14 protein-coding genes and 1 pseudogene are annotated in these 21,620 nt (G+C 41.2%); 2 read left to right on the forward strand and 13 right to left on the reverse strand.

All coding sequences use genetic code 11. The annotated features are described in order from the left end of the window. Positions 1-199: 199 nt before the first annotated feature. Positions 200-3,073: a UvrD-helicase domain-containing protein gene (locus ITG09_17945; protein ID UPR54832.1), complete on the forward strand. Its 2,874-nt coding sequence runs from the start codon at positions 200-202 to the stop codon at positions 3,071-3,073. Positions 3,074-3,554: 481 nt separating this feature from the next. Then, positions 3,555-4,598, forward strand: a pseudogene (locus ITG09_17950) (hypothetical protein). Positions 4,599-4,711: 113 nt separating this feature from the next. Here the strand turns inward: ITG09_17950 and ITG09_17955 are convergent. The 13 genes from ITG09_17955 to ITG09_18015 all read right to left on the reverse strand — a co-directional run bounded on the left by ITG09_17955 (position 4,712) and on the right by ITG09_18015 (position 21,276). Further along, positions 4,712-5,179 (reverse strand): hypothetical protein, encoded by a 468-nt coding sequence (locus tag ITG09_17955; protein ID UPR54833.1) that lies wholly within the window; start codon positions 5,177-5,179, stop codon positions 4,712-4,714. Positions 5,180-5,351: 172 nt separating this feature from the next. Further along, complete coding sequence (locus ITG09_17960; GenBank protein UPR54834.1) at positions 5,352-7,844, reverse strand: hypothetical protein; 2,493 nt, start codon at positions 7,842-7,844, stop codon at positions 5,352-5,354. Next, positions 7,841-9,385 carry a hypothetical protein gene (locus tag ITG09_17965; protein UPR54835.1) on the reverse strand — a complete coding sequence of 515 codons (1,545 nt, stop codon included), beginning with the start codon at positions 9,383-9,385 and terminating at the stop codon, positions 7,841-7,843. The genes ITG09_17960 and ITG09_17965 overlap by 4 nt, the downstream gene beginning before the upstream one ends. 39 nt (positions 9,386-9,424) lie before the next feature. After that, complete coding sequence (locus ITG09_17970) at positions 9,425-10,861, reverse strand: site-specific integrase (protein ID UPR54836.1); 1,437 nt, start codon at positions 10,859-10,861, stop codon at positions 9,425-9,427. 1,782 nt (positions 10,862-12,643) lie between these two features. Beyond that, complete coding sequence (locus tag ITG09_17975; protein ID UPR54837.1) at positions 12,644-12,796, reverse strand: YoaH family protein; 153 nt, start codon at positions 12,794-12,796, stop codon at positions 12,644-12,646. Positions 12,797-12,837: 41 nt separating this feature from the next. Then, positions 12,838-13,998, reverse strand: a complete 1,161-nt coding sequence (locus tag ITG09_17980) for a conjugal transfer protein TraF (GenBank protein ID UPR54838.1) — start codon at positions 13,996-13,998, stop codon at positions 12,838-12,840. Between the two features lie 50 nt (positions 13,999-14,048). After that, positions 14,049-14,936 carry a DUF2861 family protein gene (locus ITG09_17985; protein UPR54839.1) on the reverse strand — a complete coding sequence of 296 codons (888 nt, stop codon included), beginning with the start codon at positions 14,934-14,936 and terminating at the stop codon, positions 14,049-14,051. Beyond that, a complete protein-coding gene (locus tag ITG09_17990; GenBank protein UPR54840.1) occupies positions 14,936-15,595 on the reverse strand; it encodes a response regulator transcription factor in 660 nt (219 codons plus the stop codon). Before ITG09_17990 ends, ITG09_17985 begins: the two co-directional genes overlap by 1 nt. Continuing rightward, positions 15,570-17,042 carry a DUF3404 domain-containing protein gene (locus ITG09_17995; GenBank protein UPR54841.1) on the reverse strand — a complete coding sequence of 491 codons (1,473 nt, stop codon included), beginning with the start codon at positions 17,040-17,042 and terminating at the stop codon, positions 15,570-15,572. Before ITG09_17995 ends, ITG09_17990 begins: the two co-directional genes overlap by 26 nt. A gap of 288 nt (positions 17,043-17,330) precedes the next feature. Continuing rightward, positions 17,331-18,728: a Re/Si-specific NAD(P)(+) transhydrogenase subunit beta gene (gene pntB / locus ITG09_18000; protein UPR54842.1), complete on the reverse strand. Its 1,398-nt coding sequence runs from the start codon at positions 18,726-18,728 to the stop codon at positions 17,331-17,333. A 10-nt stretch (positions 18,729-18,738) separates the two neighbouring features. Beyond that, positions 18,739-20,286, reverse strand: a complete 1,548-nt coding sequence (gene pntA / locus ITG09_18005) for a Re/Si-specific NAD(P)(+) transhydrogenase subunit alpha (GenBank protein ID UPR54843.1) — start codon at positions 20,284-20,286, stop codon at positions 18,739-18,741. A gap of 300 nt (positions 20,287-20,586) precedes the next feature. Continuing rightward, on the reverse strand, positions 20,587-20,868 hold the full coding sequence (locus ITG09_18010) for a transcriptional regulator (protein UPR54844.1): 282 nt from the start codon (positions 20,866-20,868) through the stop codon (positions 20,587-20,589). Positions 20,869-20,907: 39 nt separating this feature from the next. After that, positions 20,908-21,276 carry a late competence development ComFB family protein gene (locus ITG09_18015; GenBank protein ID UPR54845.1) on the reverse strand — a complete coding sequence of 123 codons (369 nt, stop codon included), beginning with the start codon at positions 21,274-21,276 and terminating at the stop codon, positions 20,908-20,910. Positions 21,277-21,620: the final 344 nt, after the last annotated feature.

Raw genomic sequence — 21,620 nt, forward strand, 5'->3', positions numbered from 1 at the left:
GAACGCCCGACAATAAATGACCATCGTCACTCAACCATTACACGGCTAGTCTTAGTAATAGATCTAATTTAATCAAATAGTTCTGAGTTACCCTTAAAATCAGTTCAGTGCTTAACCACGCTCAAAGGCAAATCATCAACAATTACAGTACAATGGTTGTAATTTTTTAATGACATCAACTTGAAACTGGCTGCGTACAATGACTTTGTGGACTCTTACCGCTAACCCGATTGCTCGTCTCTTTAACAAAGAGATCGAGATAACAGTAGATGATAATGGAATTCGTGTTGTTGAAAGAGGGAATGAAGCTCGCTTTGATTGGGATCACCTTGATTGTCCACCATATATCACTCTTTCAATAGACGGCGGGTGTTTGGCTTTGGTCTCACGCGGTCGAGTATATCGCTTTCGTATGCTGGGTTATTTAACTCCTTTTCGGTATTCAAAAGGACTGTTTCCATTGTGGGCAAATCAAAGTGCGGAGCGCTTGCAAGACTTCCTAAATGATGCCTACAAAAAATGCACATCTAATTTTCTTAGAGATTCTTCAATTGAACAAATTCAGTCGGTTGCGAGTCTTGAAATAAAGCGTTGGAAAGGCTGGAAAAAGGCACAAGGTCTTTCAGAATTAGCAAAGAAAACGGCATCACAACTTACTAACATCCAAAACTGGGATGCTTCGGATATAGATAAGATACGCAATCGTTATGTAGCAAAACAACTTTCTCAATTTGAATCGTTCTTTGATGGTGTGGAATCGAATCCTCTGACAAATAGGCAGAGAATTGCTTGTGTGACTGATAACGACAATAACCTTCTACTCGCTGGCGCAGGTACGGGCAAAACAAGTGTTATGGTCGGAAGAACAGGGTATTTAGTTAATAGTGGACAAGCTAGGTCAAATGATATTTTGATGCTTGCTTATGGACGTATTGCTGCCCAAGAGATGGATGAACGAATCAAGGATAAATTAGGCTTCGATGATGTGAAAGCGAGTACATTTCACAGTTTAGGTGTGAAAATTATCTCAGCTGTTGAAGGCAAAGCGCCGAGCTTGTCCAAGCTCGAAGATAGCGCCAAAGTAAAAGCCAAATGGATGCATGATGAGATCGAGAAATTGATGCTCGATAGCCATTACAAACAAAAATTACTCGATTACTTCAGCTCATATTACTACGTTGATAGGAACCCTTGGGATTTTGAATCTCAAGGTGCGCACCTTAAGTATCTAAATGATAATGACATTCGCTCAATGAGGGGAGAGCAAGTTAAGAGTTATGGTGAGCTAGTGATTGCGAACTGGTTGTTGCGTAAAGGTATCAACTATGAATATGAAGCTAAGTATAGATTTGATGTTGCAACCAGTGAATATCGTCAGTATGAACCAGATTTCTACCTTCCTGATTACGATATTTACATCGAATACTATGGCACCGATGAAAACGGAAATACTGCGCCTTATGTTGACAAGGAGAGTTATCACGCAAGTATCCAGTGGAAACGGGAAACCCACAAGAAATATGAGACGGGTTATGTGGAGGTATTCTACCACCAACACAAAAACGGCAAACTACTTAATGCTCTAGAAAAAGAACTGATTAAACGCGGTGTAGAGACTCAACCTGTATCTGATAACGCTTTGTTAGCTAACTTGGAGCAACTAGGTCAAGTGACAGAGTTAGCGAGACTGCTTGGAGCGCTAGTTGATATGTACAAAGCAGCTTGTCTGGATGAAAGTGGAATAAACAAAATCATCAAAGAGTCGGTGGATTCAAAACAAACCGCTAAAGCACTCGAATTATTAATGCCGCTATATCACAACTATGAAAAGTACCTTCGAGGCCATCAAGTAATAGATTTTAACGATATGATTGGCAAAGCTTTACAGTATGTTCAAACAGGTCAATTCCTGTCTCCTTGGAAGTACTTGCTGGTAGATGAATTCCAAGACATTTCAGAGCCTAGAGCTAGGCTTGTTAAGGCACTACGTGATAGTTACCTTGGTTCATCATTGTTTTGTGTTGGTGACGATTGGCAAGCAATATACCGCTTCAGCGGAGCCGATGTACGACTTACTACGGAGTTTTCTCGCTACTTTGGTTCAACTTCTGAAACAACGTTGGATATGACATTTAGATTTAACAACTCTATTGGGGATGTAGCGACTCGATTCGTCACTCAAAACCCAGTTCAGTTGAGTAAAAAGATCAAATCACTAGTTCACGTGGATACTCCTGCGGTAAGTATTGTTCGCCAAGGTAGTGATGAGGTTGGATTATCTGCGCTAGAAAAGGCGCTTTCTTCAATATCGAACCAAGTACTTGCGTCTAAGAAGGCCAGTAAGAACAAGGTATACCTTCTTGCTCGTTACTGGTATCAACTCCCTGATTTACATCAATTAAGAGCTCTAAAACATAAATTTCCGACTTTGGAAATTGAAAACCAATCGTTTCATGCTTCAAAAGGTAAAGAAGCTGAGTATGTCGTTGTAATGGGGTTGAGTTCGGGAAAGCACGGGTTTCCTTCTCAAAAACAAACGCCACCGCTTGTGGATGCACTGTTACCGCAAGGGGATAGCTTTGAATATGCTGAAGAACGTCGTTTATTCTATGTTGCTCTAACCCGTGCAAAACACCGAGCTTATCTACTCGTTGATATGATGGACGCTAGTGAGTTTGTAACGGAGTTGCTTAAAGCGAGATATCCAGTGGAAACCAATGAGTTTGATGTAGCAATCATTCAGCAGCAAGCTGAAAAGATTTCATGTCATTGCTGTGGTGAAGGTACATTGAGGTTAAAAGTAGGGCAATACGGCAAGTTTATGTCGTGTTCTTTATACCCTAGGTGCAAAAACAAAGAGACACCGTGCATCAAGTGTGGAAGTCCTATGAGTCGAGATATCAAAAGTGGTCTTCAAGTGTGTATAGATGAAAGCTGTAGCGACGAGCGTCCCTTGTGTCAGAATTGTGGCAGTGAAATGAAGCTTTGGAAAGGAAAGTATAGTGACTTCTGGGGGTGTTCTACTTACCGCAAAGGGATGGATGGCTCTTGTTCATTTAAGCTGAAAGGGTAATTCAGAGAATAAGTTAGACATTGATTGACACGATAATCGAACAATTATGATGGCTATTATTTGGTTTCCCACGCTACTGCATATCACTATGTCGACGGTCTCGATAGAATCAAACTTTATCATGGATCTCAGGTCTCTCTACTTGAGATACTTACTTTGTCTAGCTAAAGCGATAGTATTAGAAAAGCACTGTATACCTAGTGTGAATCCAAAGGATGAGCAGCTTTGGCTAACAAGGTTGGGAAAGTAGCTTCGATTGGAACAAACACCTTGTTTGTTGGATTAATAAGTCCTCCTTTTGGGTCATATCAAGGAAAAAGAAGCCGAATTCATTGAGTTCGGCTTCTTTATACCTAGAGCGGAAAGCCTGTATAAGTAATTTATTGAAGTAAGCTAAACCGATTTTGTAATAGTTTTAGAATTATCAATATCGAATTCGTTATCCCATAAATATGAATTACAAGTTTGGTTGGTGCGTCAGATGGCTGAAGTAGCTTCATATTTTTCAACCAGTAACCTCTTGCCACAATTGAGGTGGGCTATTGATTCTACTGTGAACGCTAAAAATATTGAAAAAGTTCAACAGATTCAGTCTGTACTACAAAATAACGCTATTGATCATTCGGTAAGTTCACCTTTGTCGTTGACCTTTGCAGTTATCGGTAAAACGACTCTTACTAATTCATCACACCAGTTACCGACTTTGATTTACAACACCTCTAATACATATGTAGTCGGCAACGTTTTGGGATTGACTGCTATCTGCAAGGGCTTGGAATTAAAAACATTGTTATTTAGCTCTAGGTTGACTGTTAAAGAAGCTAATCAACGAAATGAACAGAGACAACGTTTAGCAATGGAGGAGGTTGAAGTCCGCATTGTGTTTGATACTGGACGAGGTCTGAATAGTGACGATGTTATCGAGCTATTTAAAAAGAGCAACATTTTGGAGTCATTACTAAAAGCCTTCCGCATCTTCTTGATTGGAAGAATTTGTTACCCTGTGATGATTTTCCATTGAAGCCTTTTATAGAACCTGATACGAGACGCCTATATTGAATCTTATGTTGGTGTGAGTTTTGACTCCAAGCATGTGAAAACTTCAGAGCGCTATATCACGACTTAATACGTACTTTTCAAGTATATCGTTGGTGCTGTCGCAGGGCTGGGCACACAGGAGTATAGCAAGATGGCGAAAGACATTACGTTGCCGAATAGAGCGAGCCATACTTCTGCCTTGTCTGATGACTACATGGACAAAATTATTGTTTTTCTGAGGGCATGGCTTGAAGCATTGAAGAATGCCTTTCTTAATGACCGTTCCGGGTATCACCTTTTGCCACAGGTCTGGCAGGCTCTGGGTTTTACAGTTCATGAATTAGTCAGCAAAGGAGCTTCACTAAGTGAGCCGAAAGCATCTGGTAAAGCATTAGGAAGACTTGATTACAGCAAGAATGCAGCCACATCGACTCGGTTGTTTAGGGTAGGGTTGTTTGAGTATTTGTACGAGAAACTGGAGTGGTGAGTAATCTTAGTGTAAACGATAACTAACCAACATTAGCAGTTTGTGTTGTACTTTTATTCATCTGCTCCACTGAACATAAATAAGCTAGCTTATCTATGTTCAGTGGAGTTCTGTTAGTCATCATCATTTGATTTATGGCCCATCCTCAATTCATGTAGTTCTCTTATAAGGTAAGGTGACAAGCAGCGCTCTACATTCTTGACTGTGGTTTGAGCACGAATAATCTTAATCATGCTCAAGATACAAGTAGTGTTTTGTTGAACCATGCGCCTTGATTCTCTAACTTGATCGTTAAGATTAGCATTGGCAGTTTCCAGCTCTTTCCTGCTCATAGAGCGCGAATTTTTGACGCTTTCACCAAACGTTCCTCCCAATGAATCGATCTGGTCCTTGGCGAACTTTTCTATCAAGTATTTACGGTTAGTTAAAGTCGCTTTACTGTTTATTATGCCTTTGTCTTTAAGCCTTCTGTAAAGATTTGCCTGAGTTATGGGAGAGCGCTCATAGCCCTCACTAATCATGTCTAAAAGCTCATGCTCGATTCGAGTATCAAGCTCTTTGCCTTTGAGTTTATCACTCATGTTGAGCTCCGTATGGTGTGTTAAGGCATTGATGACACTTTATGTCATTAACGGCTCATATATGTTTGTGTTATTTAGTTACTGTTCAAGGAAAATTGCTAGTCCAATCATTACGCTCGCACAGTTCACTATGCGCTAAGCGTAAACGATTAACCGTGAGTCACCGTTAAAGCTAATCCTTATCCGCTGTAAGATGTCCTATATGGAGTTTCTCGTTACGTTTGGACTCCAATACCTTCATTGATTTTATTTTTCGATGAGCAACCGCAAATATTTCTGAAAGCATTCTCGGTTTTCGATTCCCATCTAACGCCACTAAATTTATCAATATCTTCTCATTGACGAGGTTGTCAGACTGGGTCTTGTGATGCGTGATATTGTCTTGGCGGGAGTAAAGCTCACCAAGTATCTCTTCACACTCCTTGACAGATAACTCTCCAGTTAACTCCATATGATTGATGACGGATATTTGAGAAATAATTTGCGCACCTAGTTGCCTAACTTTGTGTTCTTCGTCAGATTTTCCAGTGAGAGTAAAGTATGCGCAGGGAGATCCATCTTGGCACTTCATGTTGTAAGGGCATGAGAACGTTGACAATTTTCGCATACAGCTCCCAAGGTTCATTTCATGCAAGTCTGAGTGGGGATGAACCTCAGTCTCTTTTCTGGCGAGAGATGAGTTATCATCCATTTCCTCTTCGTCGATCAAGTCAAACAGTTCACCAAACTCTGCAAATACATCGCTTGAACTGTGACTAGATAAGTCGACAATGAATGAGGCTTTATCCTCGCTTGTTGTCTGTGTGCCGAATGCTTGTGCGAGCGCATTTGAGGGGGTAAGGCTTGGGTTGATTTTTATGGAAGCTTGCTCCTTCACCGTTTCTAACGCCTTTCCTTCGCTGGCAAGCTGTTTGGCATTACCAAACGAGACCAACGCTGGAGCGATAGTACGGTCTTCAAAGCTTAGATGCTGATAGCTCTTATTTTGTTTGATATCGTTGCGTCCCATAAACATCGCTTGAAGATGGTCGGACACACCTGCCAGTGCATAAAATGTATTGATCCCATGCCTTGGGCAATGAGTGTACATCATGTCAATCTCACCATATTCATTTGTCAAATTGTATTTCGCAAAGACACTTCGCTTACGATTTTCAACCTGTCCATATCCTAAGAAAGGAGAGATCACGTCTTTGTTAATTACTTGTGGGATAACTTTCAGACCAGCTTGTCGGGTCAGGCTCGCACTACCTAGGGGAAGGATAAATAGCAACATCTCGTATGGAATGCTAATAACTTCTTTAGTTTCAGAATCTGTATACCGCCAAATTAAGTCCGACGGAGTTCCTTTATCTTCTACCAAGATAGCCTTGATAAACCTCTCAATATCACTGTAGTAATATCGCTTTTCTTTACTGTTTCTCCCAGCATCAGTTTCAGAGAAAGGATTGATTCCAAAGCCCAACATCTTTTTGTTAGCGTAGTCTCGTGCCGCCCTGCGACCACGTGCAACTACAGTCTTCGCAAAGGACTCGTAGACATCATCGACGATTGAATCGAGGTTTGCGACGTTGGGATATAATTCAATAACCTCGCTGTTATCATTACCACCCCATGTGTACGGGAGTAACGATTTAAAATTGGTGGCTCTTATATGTTCCACTTGGCTACGAAGTTTCTCTGTGAGACATATCGTGTCTACTACAATCTCATCGAGCAGATCAACAGCCATTGGTTCAAACCAATGTATCCGAACGCCTGCCTGTTTCTCACCGCCATATTTTAGACCCACAAAAAAGGTCGGTAATCCACGTTTCTCCATGGCAGCTCTTGTGTGAGGATCGTTAATTTCCACAACTTTAAAGTTGTTATATCGGACGGTTGCCGCCTCCATATGACGAAAGCCAGTCACCATCAGTAATAACACAAAATTGAGAACGATTTTCTCACCATCATTTTGAACTAAAGATCGGAGTGCGACGATATTTAAGAAGGTTTGAATGGAAAGATTTTTGTCTTTACTATTTTTGGCTTCACCTTCTTTCTTCTGTTCATTCTTAGCTTGCTCGGTGTAATTCCCTGAGATACTTGTTTGCTTTACCTCAAGATCTAATTCAGTTTGGGTTATGCCAAGATAGTTCAATTCTTTGATAATTTGGTTCGCTCGAATGTAATCATCAGCCGCATTAGTGTCTGCTGATTTTCCTGTTCGTGATTGAGCACACAGGTCAACGGCTTCCTGCAAGATTTCAGAAGTGATATTCACGGGATTAGGCTCAATACCACGCATCAGCATGCGAACGTAAACACGCTTAAAAAGTAAATGTGTGTTAACGACAACCGACCCTGAGACGTTTCTATCCCTGAAAAGTGACACGCAGTAAGCCTTGATGAACTCAGAAAAAACTGGGGTCAAATTAACCGTACCTAATTTTTTTTCGTCCCCCTTAAACATGCCTTTCATTGAATTGGTTTTGGCTTGACTAAAATTCACATGTCCTTTTGTAGTTGCAAATATTCCAAAGGAAACCCCTCCAAATGTCCAACTTTGAGATCCCCAAGAGTATTGTTCGTGGCCTGCATTAATTTCAGGTAAAAGCACATCCTCGAAGAACGACTTATTTAGGGATATAAAACTGTCTAATTGTTCGTAGTTTTGCTTCATCGAAAACCACCTTCAAGACGATTAATCACCATTTCAATTTCGTTTTTAGTCTGTGTTGCAGTATCGATAAGAGGGTTGAGTACACCTTGACCTTCGTGTGACACATTAATAACATCAAACAACTCTTCAGACATGATATAGAGCACCTCTCTATGTTTGTTAATATCCCTGAATGGTCTAAAGTAAAAGCACCCATAGCAGCTACGCACTTTCTGAAGGTGACACAGTTTTTGGTGTCTTTCGCATCCCCCAACGCGCTTTATTAACTTACCCCGAATAATTCCAGAAACAAAGTATCCCTCCCATTCAGCTTCACTCACCGAATAGCCAGTTAAAAGTAATCCCATCATGCCTTTCCAGACAGGGTTTGAGCCAAGAGCTTTGTGCTTTAATAGGGCTATATCTGGGGTCGCTTGAATGTAATAGCTAGCAGCAACTGTAGAAGCATGACCAAGCACCATTGCAATTTCTTCCGCTGACGCATTAAGCATTGCCATGCTATGACCAATGTTGTGTCGAAAATCATAGAGCGTGTAAGTAGGGGTATCCATCCGCTCTTTTTCAATAGCAACCTTTACATCATCAGGCTGGATAAACAGCAGTGCGTCGTTAAGAGATTTATGCATCTGTTGGGGTAATGAACGCTTCTTATCGCCGTCATAGGGATACAAAGTATCCCTATCTTCAATATTAAACCGCTTTTTGTATTCATCAATAATGCGACCAATTTCGCTGCTCAACGCAACTGGGGTAGCCGCATCAGTCACTGCACTTTGTTTGACCAAATGAACCGCTATCAAATATCGTTTTAAACCAGTTTTATGATTCATTGCATGTAGTTTTACAGAGTCACCAATAAGCTTTGCAAACTGCTGGGGACGGCAACCGACGGAATAAGAAATAGCAAGAACGGATAAGTCTTTTAGTTCCTTATCGCTAAGAGCTGAAAGTCCCTCTGGCGTGCCGAACTCAACCAGCCTATTAACTATGAGGTTTTTGGTATGAGTCGGCATTGCGGCTTCGACATCTTGATACCGAAGAAATGGGTTGGTGGTAGATGGAGTAGGTAAGCGCACCAGTGACTCTAGATCGTCAATGTCAAATTCAGGAAATCCGATTCTTACAAGATATCGCGTGATCGATTTAACCCCGAAGTAACCTTGTACTTTGTCAGCCGCAGCACAACTTTCCAACCAATTGAAAAAAGAACTGTAGGAGACGTATTCTAAAGTTCTGATAAACTTCTTAATTGAATTGAAAATTTCTTTTGAAAGTGGAGCTAAGTGGCCAGAGGTGTATTTTATTACCAATAGTTTCAGTAGCTTATTCCATGAAGGAGATAGGTCAAACCTAAGTACATGAATACGCCCCAACCTGACATACTCCCAACGGTCACTTTTCGTCTGAATGTAGGGAGTATCGTCTTGAGCTGCTATGTCAATAGACATAACAGCAGGTAAATGTAAGTCATCAATAAAGACTTTCTGCTCTGCCGTAAAGGTTGGCGCAAGGCTTGGGCTGCTATGTATTTCGTTACTCATTGTTGCTTCCTGCAAAAAGATTAAGATGTTGTTTTGGGTTTACCATGGGAGTTCTTCGTCAAACTCGTAAAGAGATAAGTCAGTTTTATGACTGTTATAGACGCCCATTAACGTTTCATTTGCCTTACGCATCTCGAAACGTTTGGCATATTTTGAGGGCATAGTTGAATTGATAGACCACCCACCAAGCGTCCGTAGTTCTTCTCTAGCCTCCGCCATTATTCCTTTGACGTTAACTGCTCCGGCCTCAATAAACTGATGTTTGAACCTGTCATATAAGTTTTCCATTGTGCCGAAAGCCCACGTGTGCCTGAGCCAATGAGGAGAGATGCTTTTTGTTATTGATTCGGCATAAACGGGGTCGAAATGTTCAGGGAAGTGCTCCCTAAACGACTCAGTGACCGCCTTGAACTGAGTCATTACAGTCGAGTAACTCGTTGGCTTGAAGGGACTTGTGCTCGCTGAAAAGATAAAGTCGTGCTTGGCTCCAGACGACCGAATGAAGTGGTAATAGGTCATCAAGTTCTTGTAGTCGTCAGCAGCAATGTGAATGTGTCGGTTACTAAACTTTGTCTTAATCTGAGGTTTGTTATTTCGCTCATCTTCAATAGCAGAATCATCTAATGCATCATCGGTTAGATTCCTAACGCTCATTATCCAACTGTTTTCGACTGTTAGTGATTTTTTAAACGAATTCTTTCGAAGGAGTAGGGACTCTCCAATGCGTAATCCGTACTTAACAAGTAAGTTTGTTAAAAGGTAATTTCGCATTTGAACTTCATAGGTGACCATAGGGTTGAGAGGGTTCAGTTTAATCAGCTCCCATTCAATAACTCTCGTTTTGTCGTTTTTTAGGGGCTTCATTACGTCTGGTAGGAGTACCTTGAAGAAATCTTCGTATTGCTCTCCCGTCAAACTCTTCAAATCATCGAAGTTGTTAGAGGCTTTAGCGGCAGACTTATTGAACTTATTGAATTTTTCACGAGCTTCAACCAGTCTTGACTCAGTTTCCGCTCTCAATCTACGCAGAGTATTACGGTCTTCATCAACATAAGATGTTGTTATATATGTTGAATTCAAGAACTTAATGAAGTTACACACCACGCCACAATGTTTTGCAGCAGTACGTTTTTTTCTGTTAGTTTCTTCGATTGCAATAATAGAAGACGGGAGCGCAGTGATATTAGTGATCTGCTTATCAGCCATAAGGAAATCCCAAAAGGCATCAAGCTCGACAATCATAGCTTCCACGTCTTGATAATTAGTACGATAGAAAGAGTAATCTAGAGATATTCCATGCTTCTGTAACCAAAAGTCATAGAACAATTTGACTGAATCCATGTAAGATTTCTGGGTTCCTAATGCATTTGCTTTTAAGTTAGATTCTAGCCATCGAAATGCAAGCAATGGTGGCATAGTGGTTTGCACATCTAGAATGCACCAGAACTGGTCGCCACAATTTTCAACCTTGTACATGAACAAAATTCCTCTAAGAGATTTTATTTCTATGTACAATAATAGACTAACGGATTTAACATTGTTGAGTAGCTTCTAATGTTTTGTCAGATTAATAATCAACAGTTTATTTCGCAGAAAATAAACTGTTGATTATTATATACTTTATGGTAAATAGCTTATGTTCAATGGAACAAAAGCAAAGAAGAGGTGGTGTACAACATTACACTCATTCAAGATTTAACATAACGTACATAATACGCAGTCATGTGTGATTAATTCCGAAAGTAATATTCTCATAGTTTATCCTTAAAACCTTTGTTCAAACTGGCTATCAAGCTTCTTGCATCGACCAGAGTTCTCTTATCGCACTTGAAATCTAATAACTATATGTGCGGCCAACGTCCACATACTTAAATCTTCTTTCAACAAATCTTATTGACGGATAACCTCGTCTCATCAGGCTTATCCTTCCATTCCTGTTTGGACTAACGGTTCGCAGCGCTGTGTGTAATTCTTATGAGCAATTGGTGTTGTTTCTTTTTCAGATTCCACACATGCGGCCAATGTTTCTTATCAACTGCACATGCTGAGCTTTCGTTTAAATCTATCAACCAATAAAGTTCGCCTTCCTTACATAGATTCGCATACAAGCTCTCTCTAGAGTTAGATTAAAACGGCAATGCCTGTCCTATGTGCTAAACAAGTGCAGACATGTTTGCATAGATTCATTGTACTTATTCGCTAACACATAACGCCGATACTTGGGATACCCATATTAACGGTTTGCCCTGTAATTATCGTTCAAATTGATTTAGATAAGCTTTGGTAATAAACCTAAGAGTTGCTTGAAACCCATTGGTCTTAATCTTGCTGTGCTTGCTTTCTCTAACTGATATGTCCGCTTTTAAAGTCGCAGTGATGTTACCGCATGAGATTAGAAAACCAAGAAATCGTTTATTGGTAATCGATACATGAAATCAACAAACTGAGTGACGCTGTCACTAAACTGTACGAGTTAAGTCCGGTCGTATGGACACAAAATCAAGAACCCAAATGATACTGTTTATTTATACAGTTAAATTCTTGTACTCTTGAAAACGTCACCCTTTGTATAAATACCAAACGAAAAAGTAAGGAAGACGATTCAATTTGTCTGTTTAACTTAGACTATTTTAAGCAAGGCAAAGACCAAGGCGGTAATGAAACTGGTGTTCTATTGCTTATCCGATTTGCCTCAACGGTGATAACAACTTTGGTATCAATTGCTCACTGTTTCGCTGGACCGGAGATGAGTTGTTATTAGTTTGCATAAAATTGAATACGCTACAGCGTAACGACCTATTGGTAGACTTTACGCTTCACCATCACTACATCAGTTGGCTTAACTCAATTTACGCAGGATGAATCAATGGTTTAGTTCTGTGTTCTTAGTTCAAAAGTTTATTTACGTATTTATGTAAGCTCATCCGATTATGCCTTCTCAAATTTCAAGTCACAACGTCACTAGCCTCAAAAAATGCCATATATTGAAACACTTAGACATGGTGACATAAATGCTGACGCCTAAAATGGCAATTGTTTTACTTTCAGATCTTTCTGTAATTTAATTACAAATAGAAGCCAAGAAAAGCCTGATGAGTGGATTACTCCGACGTAACTTACTGAATAAGCTGCATTTAACGGTTTTGGGTAGGTCGGAATTTAAGTTAACTAAAGAGTTGGGATATACGAGATAATATACTAGAGGGTAATATATTTAGTTATAGTGCACTAAGGTAATAAAAAAGAAGGGCTGATGCCCTACTCTTCTTTATTACTCATTTCTTCACGAATTTGCTCAGCCACGATTTTGATAGCTTGTGCTGTGCTGATGCCCTGAGTCATCATTTCTTGAATTCGTTCAACAGCTTTCTGTTGTTCTTCGTGAGAAAGGGTTGGTAAGTCGTTTAGCATGCTCTGCTCCTTTGTTTAGGAGCAGAACTATATAAGGACTATTAGTAACTAGCAAGGAAATTGATTGAAGCGCCCATTGCATTTTCGTTCGTGTAGTTAGCACTTAGATCTAACTGGAACAAGTTGAGTGGCGAAATACCAATACCGGCTGTGACTGTTCCTTCTGAATCAGAGTAAGCCAGGTTCTTGTAGTACCCTCCCCTTAACTTAAGCTGACGTAGAAGATCGACTTCTGTACCAACACGAATCATCTGTTCGTTGTCTTCGAACGAAGTAAACTTTTTAGCTTCATTCAAATCATAATCGACACTCAGTGTGAAGTAGTCTGAAACAATACCAGCGCCGACAGTGTAAACCGGACCAAGGTTATATGAATGACTCGATGTAATCGTACGCGAAGCACCAGGGTTACTACTGCTCGTAATCTGTTGGCTTATAGATTTAGTCTCAATTTCTCGGTCGATAATATTCGTTGCAGAAAAACCCACTCTAAATGGCCCGTAAAACCAGAGTGCACCAGCATCAATATTAAATGTAGTTTCTGCGGTATCGTTTTCTCGCACATCACTTAAATCGTATTTTTGTGCAGAGGCAATGTAGTTATACGTATAGATTCTTTGGAGTTTTGGAGAGATACCAAACGACAAATGTTGCCCCATGAACGTTTGATATTTTGCTAACGAAATACCGGCTTCCATAATGCCAATAGAAACAGCTTTAACAGCCGTTAACTCAGCATTAACCAAATCGCTGTTGGAAGGGTCGTTAGATGTATCAGGGGTTACAAAAGATTCAGTGTATGCTTTTGCAAATATATTTGCTGCAATATACTGATTTGGTAGAGCAAATGCTACAACACCACCTAAATCAACATTTAGGCTATCACCGTTAACTGCATCTATATCAGATCCAGTTACCGTACCTGACTCAATACTGTCAACTAAATTATCAATACCATCCACTAAATTATTAGGGTCATTATAATTAATACCAAAACTTGGCGTAATCATACCTACATCATCATTACGACGATAAATGGCAACTAGTGCAGGGTTATAGAATGGAGCTGTTAAGAAGTTTGCTGAAACAACACCAACACCACCCATCGCATCTCCACGCGCTTCAATGGCGTAGTTTGCTGCTGAAAGAGGAAGACTGGCGAATGCAATTGACGCTGCGAGTAGTTTAGTAGTTTTTTTCATGCCGTTTATCTTTGTTAGATCACTTACATAGTTAACGGCACAATTTTAAATTACTTTAACTCTTCTTCACTAGAAATGTCATAAGTCTTACTGATAGTTTGTGCTTGTTCTATCGCTATATCGCCTTGCCAGCGTGAATGTACCATTGAAACCGCCAAAACATAGCGATCATTAGGAAGTTCTTCGCCAGTGAGATTCATTGGATAGTCAGATTCGTAGCTCTTACCCCAAACCTGTTCATAATGTTCATCGACGTAATCGTACAAACCAATTTCGAGCTTAGGAAGAGGACAATAAGGGTTCAGCAGTTCTTTTTTATCGATTCGCCACGTATCTTTTGAAGCCCAGCGAACTTGTTGACGCATTGCAACTTCACCAAGGATAATCCAAGTACTCCATGAATTTCCGTCATCGCCTTTTACACTCAAACGATATAAACCGGATTCAAGCTGAGAGGCTAAATTGTAACGCTTGCGGTATAGACTCACAGATGAGTTGTTTACCACTTCACTGTCTTTGGTTAGCTCACTATCCGATGAAACGATCTTGTCGACCCATTTCTCGAAGGTAATATCTTGAATGTTGTTTTCGGATTCGACATTAATCGATACACGAAAAGTATCTCGGCCAGGACTTTGAATGATGTGTCTTTTGACGACTACGGAACTGATCCAATCCGGTAGTGTTTTTCTGGTGAGGGTTTTACCGCAATCTTTGTTCAATGCTTGATCGAACAGTTCATTGAGGTGATCTTCTCGTGATTGAGAAGAGTTGATTTGCCAAACTTCCACTAATGAATCAAACATCTGAGGTAAATCATTATCTAGCAGATGTTTATGTACTTGAGTCAGAGCATCGCTGCTCTTAAACCAATCCGTTGCTTGCGCGGTATTCGCTACGCAAGAAAACAGTAATAGTGGAAGTAAGGCTATTCTCATTACGCTTTCATCTTGTAACCAACGCCACGCAGCGTTTCAATTTCTAGACCCGGCAGTTTCTGTCTTAGTTGCAGAACGTGCGTGTCTACCGTACGTGTTGTTGGGAAATGGTTGTAACCCCATACATGGTCAAGCAGTTCATCACGTGTAAACACACGTCCAAGGTTACTTGCCAAGAACAATAGAAGGTCAAATTCAGTGCGCGTTAAGGTTACTTCCTGTTCATTGAAAAACACTTCACGTGTCGCTTTATCGATGACAAGATTCTGAGCGATAACTTTTGATGCATCTTGCTCTTCAGAATCAGGCAGTCGAAGTTGAGCACGAATTCGAGCAAACAGCTCAGCCTCTGCGAATGGCTTAGTTAAGTAGTCGTTCGCACCTGAATCTAGGCCTGCTACTTTGTCTTTTACTGTCACGAGAGCCGTTAGCAAAATAACTGGGATATCTTTCTTTTTCTTCCAACCTGGAAGTGAATCTACTGAGTCGCCATCAGGAAGTTGACGGTCTAGAATCACTAGATCCGCTTGTTCCCAGTAGCCTTCAACTTCAGAGATCAGTTCTGCATGCAAACATTCATATCCAGCTTGCTCAAGGCTAACTAATAAACCGTCAGCTAAATTTTTATCATCTTCAACGAGAAGCAATGTCTGTTTCACAAGGTATCTCCAAAATAAATGTTGTTGGGGGGCCGATAAGCGTCATGTGACCGCCCATTTTTCCGACCATAGATTCCACTATCGTCAGACCTAAACCGAGTCCACTCTTACTTACGAATGGCTTTCTTAGTTGCCCCCAATCTTTGCGAGACAAGTCTCCATTATCTATAACTTTGAATGTCAGCTTCTTGTCAGAAGTATTCAGTTCTAGAATTACTGGAGCCACGCCGTATTTCACAGCATTTCTGATTAGGTTATCTATACACGTACCTAACCAATATACGTTCACTTTTGCAGCGATATCTTTGTTTATACGAAGTTCGATACCCGGCGCAAAATCTTCTTCAACTTTGTATTGGAGCCACTCTTCGACGCTTGGCACCCACTCTGTTGCGAGTGGTTGATTGTCTGACTGCAAGTAATCTTTACTTGCTTCCGCCAACTGCCTTAAGCGGCGCGTATCTTCACACAACCTACGGAACTCATCATATACCGACTCAGGCAACTGTTCGAACTCACGTCTGAACCCTTCCACCGTCAATGATAAACTCGCAATCGGCGTTCTTAATTCGTGCGTTAGGATTTGAAGAACCAGCATACGACTCTTCATCTCTTGTTTCTTGCTGTTCCAACGGTAAATCGCCCAACCTAAGACAAGCATGATGTTGGCGATCACCAAGATAAACATGGCAACTTGAAGAAGCTCTGAATGATCTTCTATTTCCCAACACACGTTACCACGCTGGACAAAACAGCTATTGCCTTCTGACGACAAGCTAAACGATAACCCAGCAAGCGTGGCGTTTTCGTTCCAGACTGATTCTTTATACAGGTAATATCTGTCGCCGCGTTTTACCCACATTTCATCGAGTTCAACAAACATGCTCGCACCCGCTAGCAGCGCAGTGATGGCTTCACTATCCATTTGTTGTAAGCGAGAAAGCAGTTCATCATGTTCGGTGTTTGGTCGCTCTTGAATATGCATAAAGCGCTTCAGAGAGTCGAACTTTTCAGGGTACTTCTCAACGTATCGTGCTGCATAAGAACCACCGCCAGGGTGAATCAAGCCACTACGGCTAAACCAACGGTCGGAAAGCTTGGTGCCTTTGCACATTGCACGAGTAAAAACTAAAGGCTCAGTAATCAACGGGCTTAACGGCAGTTTACCACCACAGGTTTTTGATAACTGGTATAAGCGCTGGATATCTGTTAACGGGTACTCTGCTGTTTGTGGCAGCATTGAAGACGGCATGATCAAACGTGTTGGATAATCAGCCTGTAGCACTCGAATATCGTAAGATTCGATTGCCGTTTCATGATCAAAGAGTTTGGTGAAATTATCGATACGCTCAGGCAAAGAGTTAGCAAACGCATTTGCTGACAAAGATAACGTAGCGATAAAAAGAGTAAATGTTCTTTTGATGATCACAAACCAACGCAAATTCATATAGATCAAACAAATATATACCATTCGCTATCAAAGATAAATTTTTAACCGCATGAAAAACAGTGAGAATGGCGAGCTACAGAGATAAAGTCGATATATTACGGCCACATTGTGCGAGCGCACTAGTAGGCAGATTGGCAAGCCCAACCTCAATTGCGGCAAGTTTTTGCATAAGCTTCGTCAACTTCCTAGCAGTTGAGCCCACACATAGGCTCACTTTCGTAAGATAAAAAAAGGAGCTCAAATGAGCTCCTTATCGAGTTATTAAAGATTGCTTAGAGGTGATCTTTATAGATGCTCTAAGATACTTAGACAGCTCTTTTTAGCATCGCCAAACAGCATCTGCGTGTTTTCTTTGAAGAACAGTGGGTTTTGCACACCAGCATAACCTGTGTTCATCGAGCGTTTGAACACGATAACATTTTGAGCATTCCAAACTTCCAATACAGGCATTCCTGCGATTGGGCTGTTTGGATCTTCTAATGCTGCAGGGTTTACGGTGTCATTCGCACCAATTACCAATACAGTATCTGTCTCATTGAAGTCATCGTTGATTTCGTCCATTTCAAGAACGACATCATAAGGTACTTTTGCTTCAGCAAGCAGTACGTTCATGTGACCCGGTAACCTACCAGCAACAGGGTGAATACCAAAGCGAACATTGATACCTTGTGCTCTTAGTTTTTCAGTAATCTCATGCACCGGGTATTGAGCTTGAGCCACTGCCATGCCGTATCCAGGAGTGATAATTACTGACTTAGAGTTTTTCAGCATATCAGCCACATCTTCAGCCGATGTTTCACGGTGTTCACCTTGCTCTTCATCGCCATCAGACACAACCACTTCTTGGCCGAATCCACCAGCAATAACGCTGATGAAAGAGCGGTTCATCGCCTTACACATGATGTAAGACAGAATCGCACCTGACGAACCAACCAATGCACCTGTTACGATAAGCAAATCGTTTGCAAGCATGAAACCTGCAGCGGCGGCTGCCCAACCAGAGTAAGAGTTAAGCATAGAGACAACGACTGGCATATCTGCACCGCCAATCGATGCCACCAGATGGTAACCGAATGCGAAAGCGATAAGTGTCATCACCATTAGCGCGAACATGCTGCCGTCCGCTTTAACGAACGTGATCATCAGCAGTGTAGAAGCAACAATAGCCGCTAGGTTCCACTTGTGCTTATGAGGGATGTTCAATGCAGACGAAGAGATAACGCCGCGAAGCTTACCAAATGCAACAATCGAACCCGTGAACGTCACCGCACCGATAAACACGCCAAGGAACACTTCCACGAGGTGGATAACGTGCTCTGCATGAATATCTGCAGGGTTGATAGAAACAGCAGCAGGTGGATCGATGTAGCTGTTGTAACCCACAAGTACCGCCGCCATACCTACGAAGCTGTGCAGAATCGCCACCAGCTCAGGCATCTCAGTCATTTCTACTTTTCTTGCGTAGTGGATACCAATACCACCACCGATCACCATAGCAATGATGATCCATACAATACCTGCAGAATGAGGGCCAAAGATCGTCGCGATCAACGCGATTGCCATACCCGTGATACCGTAATAGTTACCTGCACGAGCAGATTCCTGTTTCGATAACCCAGCCAAGCTCATAATAAAGAATACAGCAGCAACAATATAAGCTGCTTGTACTAATCCTTCAGACATCTGTTACTCCTTAGTCTTTACGGAACATTTCAAGCATACGTTTGGTCACTGTAAAGCCACCAAAGATATTGATACTTGCAATTAATACGGCAATAAATGATAAGAACGTGACAACGCCACTTCCTTGTCCGATCTGTAACAGTGCACCTACTACAATGATGCCTGAAATCGCGTTTGTAACGGACATCAATGGCGTATGCAGAGAATGGCTTACATTCCAAACTACGTAATAACCCACCACACAAGCGAGAACAAAAACGGTAAAGTGAGATAAGAACGCAGCAGGAGCAACCGAAGCTACCCAAGCGAACGCACCAACAGCAACAGCCATACCCGCCGCTTTCTTCATTGGAGAAACAGGTTCTTCAACTTTAGGCTCTGGTTTGGCCGCTTTTGGCTTAGCTTGTTGTGGTTGAGCTGAAACTTGAATTGGTGGAGCTGGCCAAGTGATCTCGCCTTCTTTTACGACAGTGACACCACGCACAACAACATCTTCAAAGTCGATATTGATGTTGCCATCTTTCTCTTTGCAAAGCAGTTTCAGCAGGTTCACTAGGTTCGTTGCATATAGTTGAGATGATTGAGTCGGTAGTCGGCCAACCATATCAGTGTAACCAACCACCTTCACGCCATTAGCCGTTGTAATGACTTGATCGGCAACCGTATATTCACAGTTACCACCATTGGCTGCCGCAAGGTCTACAATCACACTACCTGCGCTCATGCTGTCTACCATTTCTTTGGTAATCAGCTTAGGCGCCGGGCGACCTGGAATAAGCGCTGTTGTAATGATGATATCGACGTCTTTTGCTTGAGCTGCATAAAGCTCTTCAGCTTTCTTATTGAATGCTTCAGACATCTCTTTTGCGTAGCCGTCACCAGCACTGGTATCTTCCTTGAAATCGACTTCCAAGAATTCAGCGCCCATCGACTCGACTTGCTCTTTTACTTCAGGACGAACATCGAATGAACGAACAATCGCACCTAAGCTACCCGCAGCACCGATAGCCGCAAGGCCAGCAACACCCGCACCTGCAACCAATACTTTCGCTGGCGGAACCTTACCTGCGGCCGTAATTTGACCCGTGAAGAATCGACCAAACTCATGCGCCGCTTCAACAACAGCACGGTAACCCGCGATGTTTGCCATAGAGCTCAATGCATCTAACGCCTGAGCTCTTGAAATTCGTGGTACAGAATCCATCGCCATCACGTTGATGTTGCGATTGGACAATTGTTCCATTAATTCTGGATTTTGAGCAGGCCAAATAAAGCTGACCAATGTTGCGCCATCTTTAAGAAGATCGATTTCATTTTTAGACTCGTCAACGATGGGAGCATTAACTTTAAAGATAATTTCGGATTTCCAAGCTTCATCTGCGGTGACAACTTTTGCTCCAGCTTGTTCATAAGCTGCATCTTCAAAACTTGCTAACGCACCTGCTTGTGATTCAACACAAACTTCAAATCCTAATTTTAGAAGCTGTTCTACCGATTTCGGCGAAGCAGCGACTCGCGTTTCACCTGCGAGCGTTTCTCTTGGTACACCAATTTGCATAGCTATTCCTTGACTATTGGCACGAATGACTTATTCGTTTGTATCTAACGACAACTAATACTTCAAGCGTTTTGTTCAAAGAACAGGAAAAGTTATTACTTATAACGATTTGGATGGAATTTGAGCGCTTCATTTGAAGAAATGATGACCGTCTCGAACTAAGAGGTCAAACCACTTGCAAATAATCCTTTTAATAACAACCTACTAGCTGTTCTTTGTCCCTAAAACTAAAAAGAGCTTTCAGCATATACACTGAAAGCTCTCTAAATGATGACCAACATCAATTCTAACCCTAATTGGTTAGCTAAATATATTGTCACCCATTTGGTCAATGAACATCTGTGATTTTTTAAGCATCAATTCATCGGCATCTTGTTTGTTTGAAACAACATCTGAACGAATAAAACGGTGAGTTTTGATCTCACCATCGAATTCTTTCTCGATTCGCCCAGCAACACGGTATTGACCAGATTCTGCAATGGCATCTTGATAGATATTGAAACCCTTATATTCGACCGGCTCAATCTCTACTTTTTGTTCGGTTTTTTCTTTGCCACCAAATAATCTAGAAAAGAATCCCACGTTTTTTACTCCTTAAATGACCGTATTCACTCTAAACTATCATGACTGTTTACGGTTCAACAACGGCTTTTCATACCATTGCAATTCTACGTCATCATCAAAATTGTGTTGACTAAATATAACGGGCACATTGTCGTCACGTTCGCGTCTTCGATCGTCAATAATCATACTTTCAGCATTTTTGACCGCGATCTCACTATTGCGTTTATAGAGCACCAATTTATCTTCAGGTAATGCTGACAGGAAATCGATATCAAAACGAATATAGATAGGTTTTAGCTGACCTAAAGCCAAACACGCGAGATCGGCCAATTGTTCATTGGTATAACTAGACACGTATTCTTCGGTAGCCAAGACATGACCTACCAGAGTTTCCATATAGTTATGTACATCCACACTTATTTGCATACTACACCTCCATTTGTAGCGGGTGTTTATGACCGAGTTTCAGCCAATGAACAACCTAATCGCAAAACTCACTGTAACTTAGTTATAAACCTTACTTGAATTTCATTACAGATTTACATTTCTCGCTTGTTGGTCATCATGTAACCATTAGGTACAAACCACCTAGTTTTGTTAAGTATCTATAACGACTAATTAAATTCTCATATATACTGTTTAGTCCGTTCTATGGTTAATAGCAACTCAAATACATATAAAAATGATTGCACCAATAGCGACCTATGACTATGTTTTTGCTCTAATTTAGGCAAAAAGCTTGGCAATTGCTTGTTTAACCGTATCCTACG

This window comes from Vibrio cyclitrophicus, assembly GCA_023206055.1.
Classification (GTDB): Bacteria; Pseudomonadota; Gammaproteobacteria; order Enterobacterales; family Vibrionaceae; genus Vibrio; species Vibrio cyclitrophicus_A.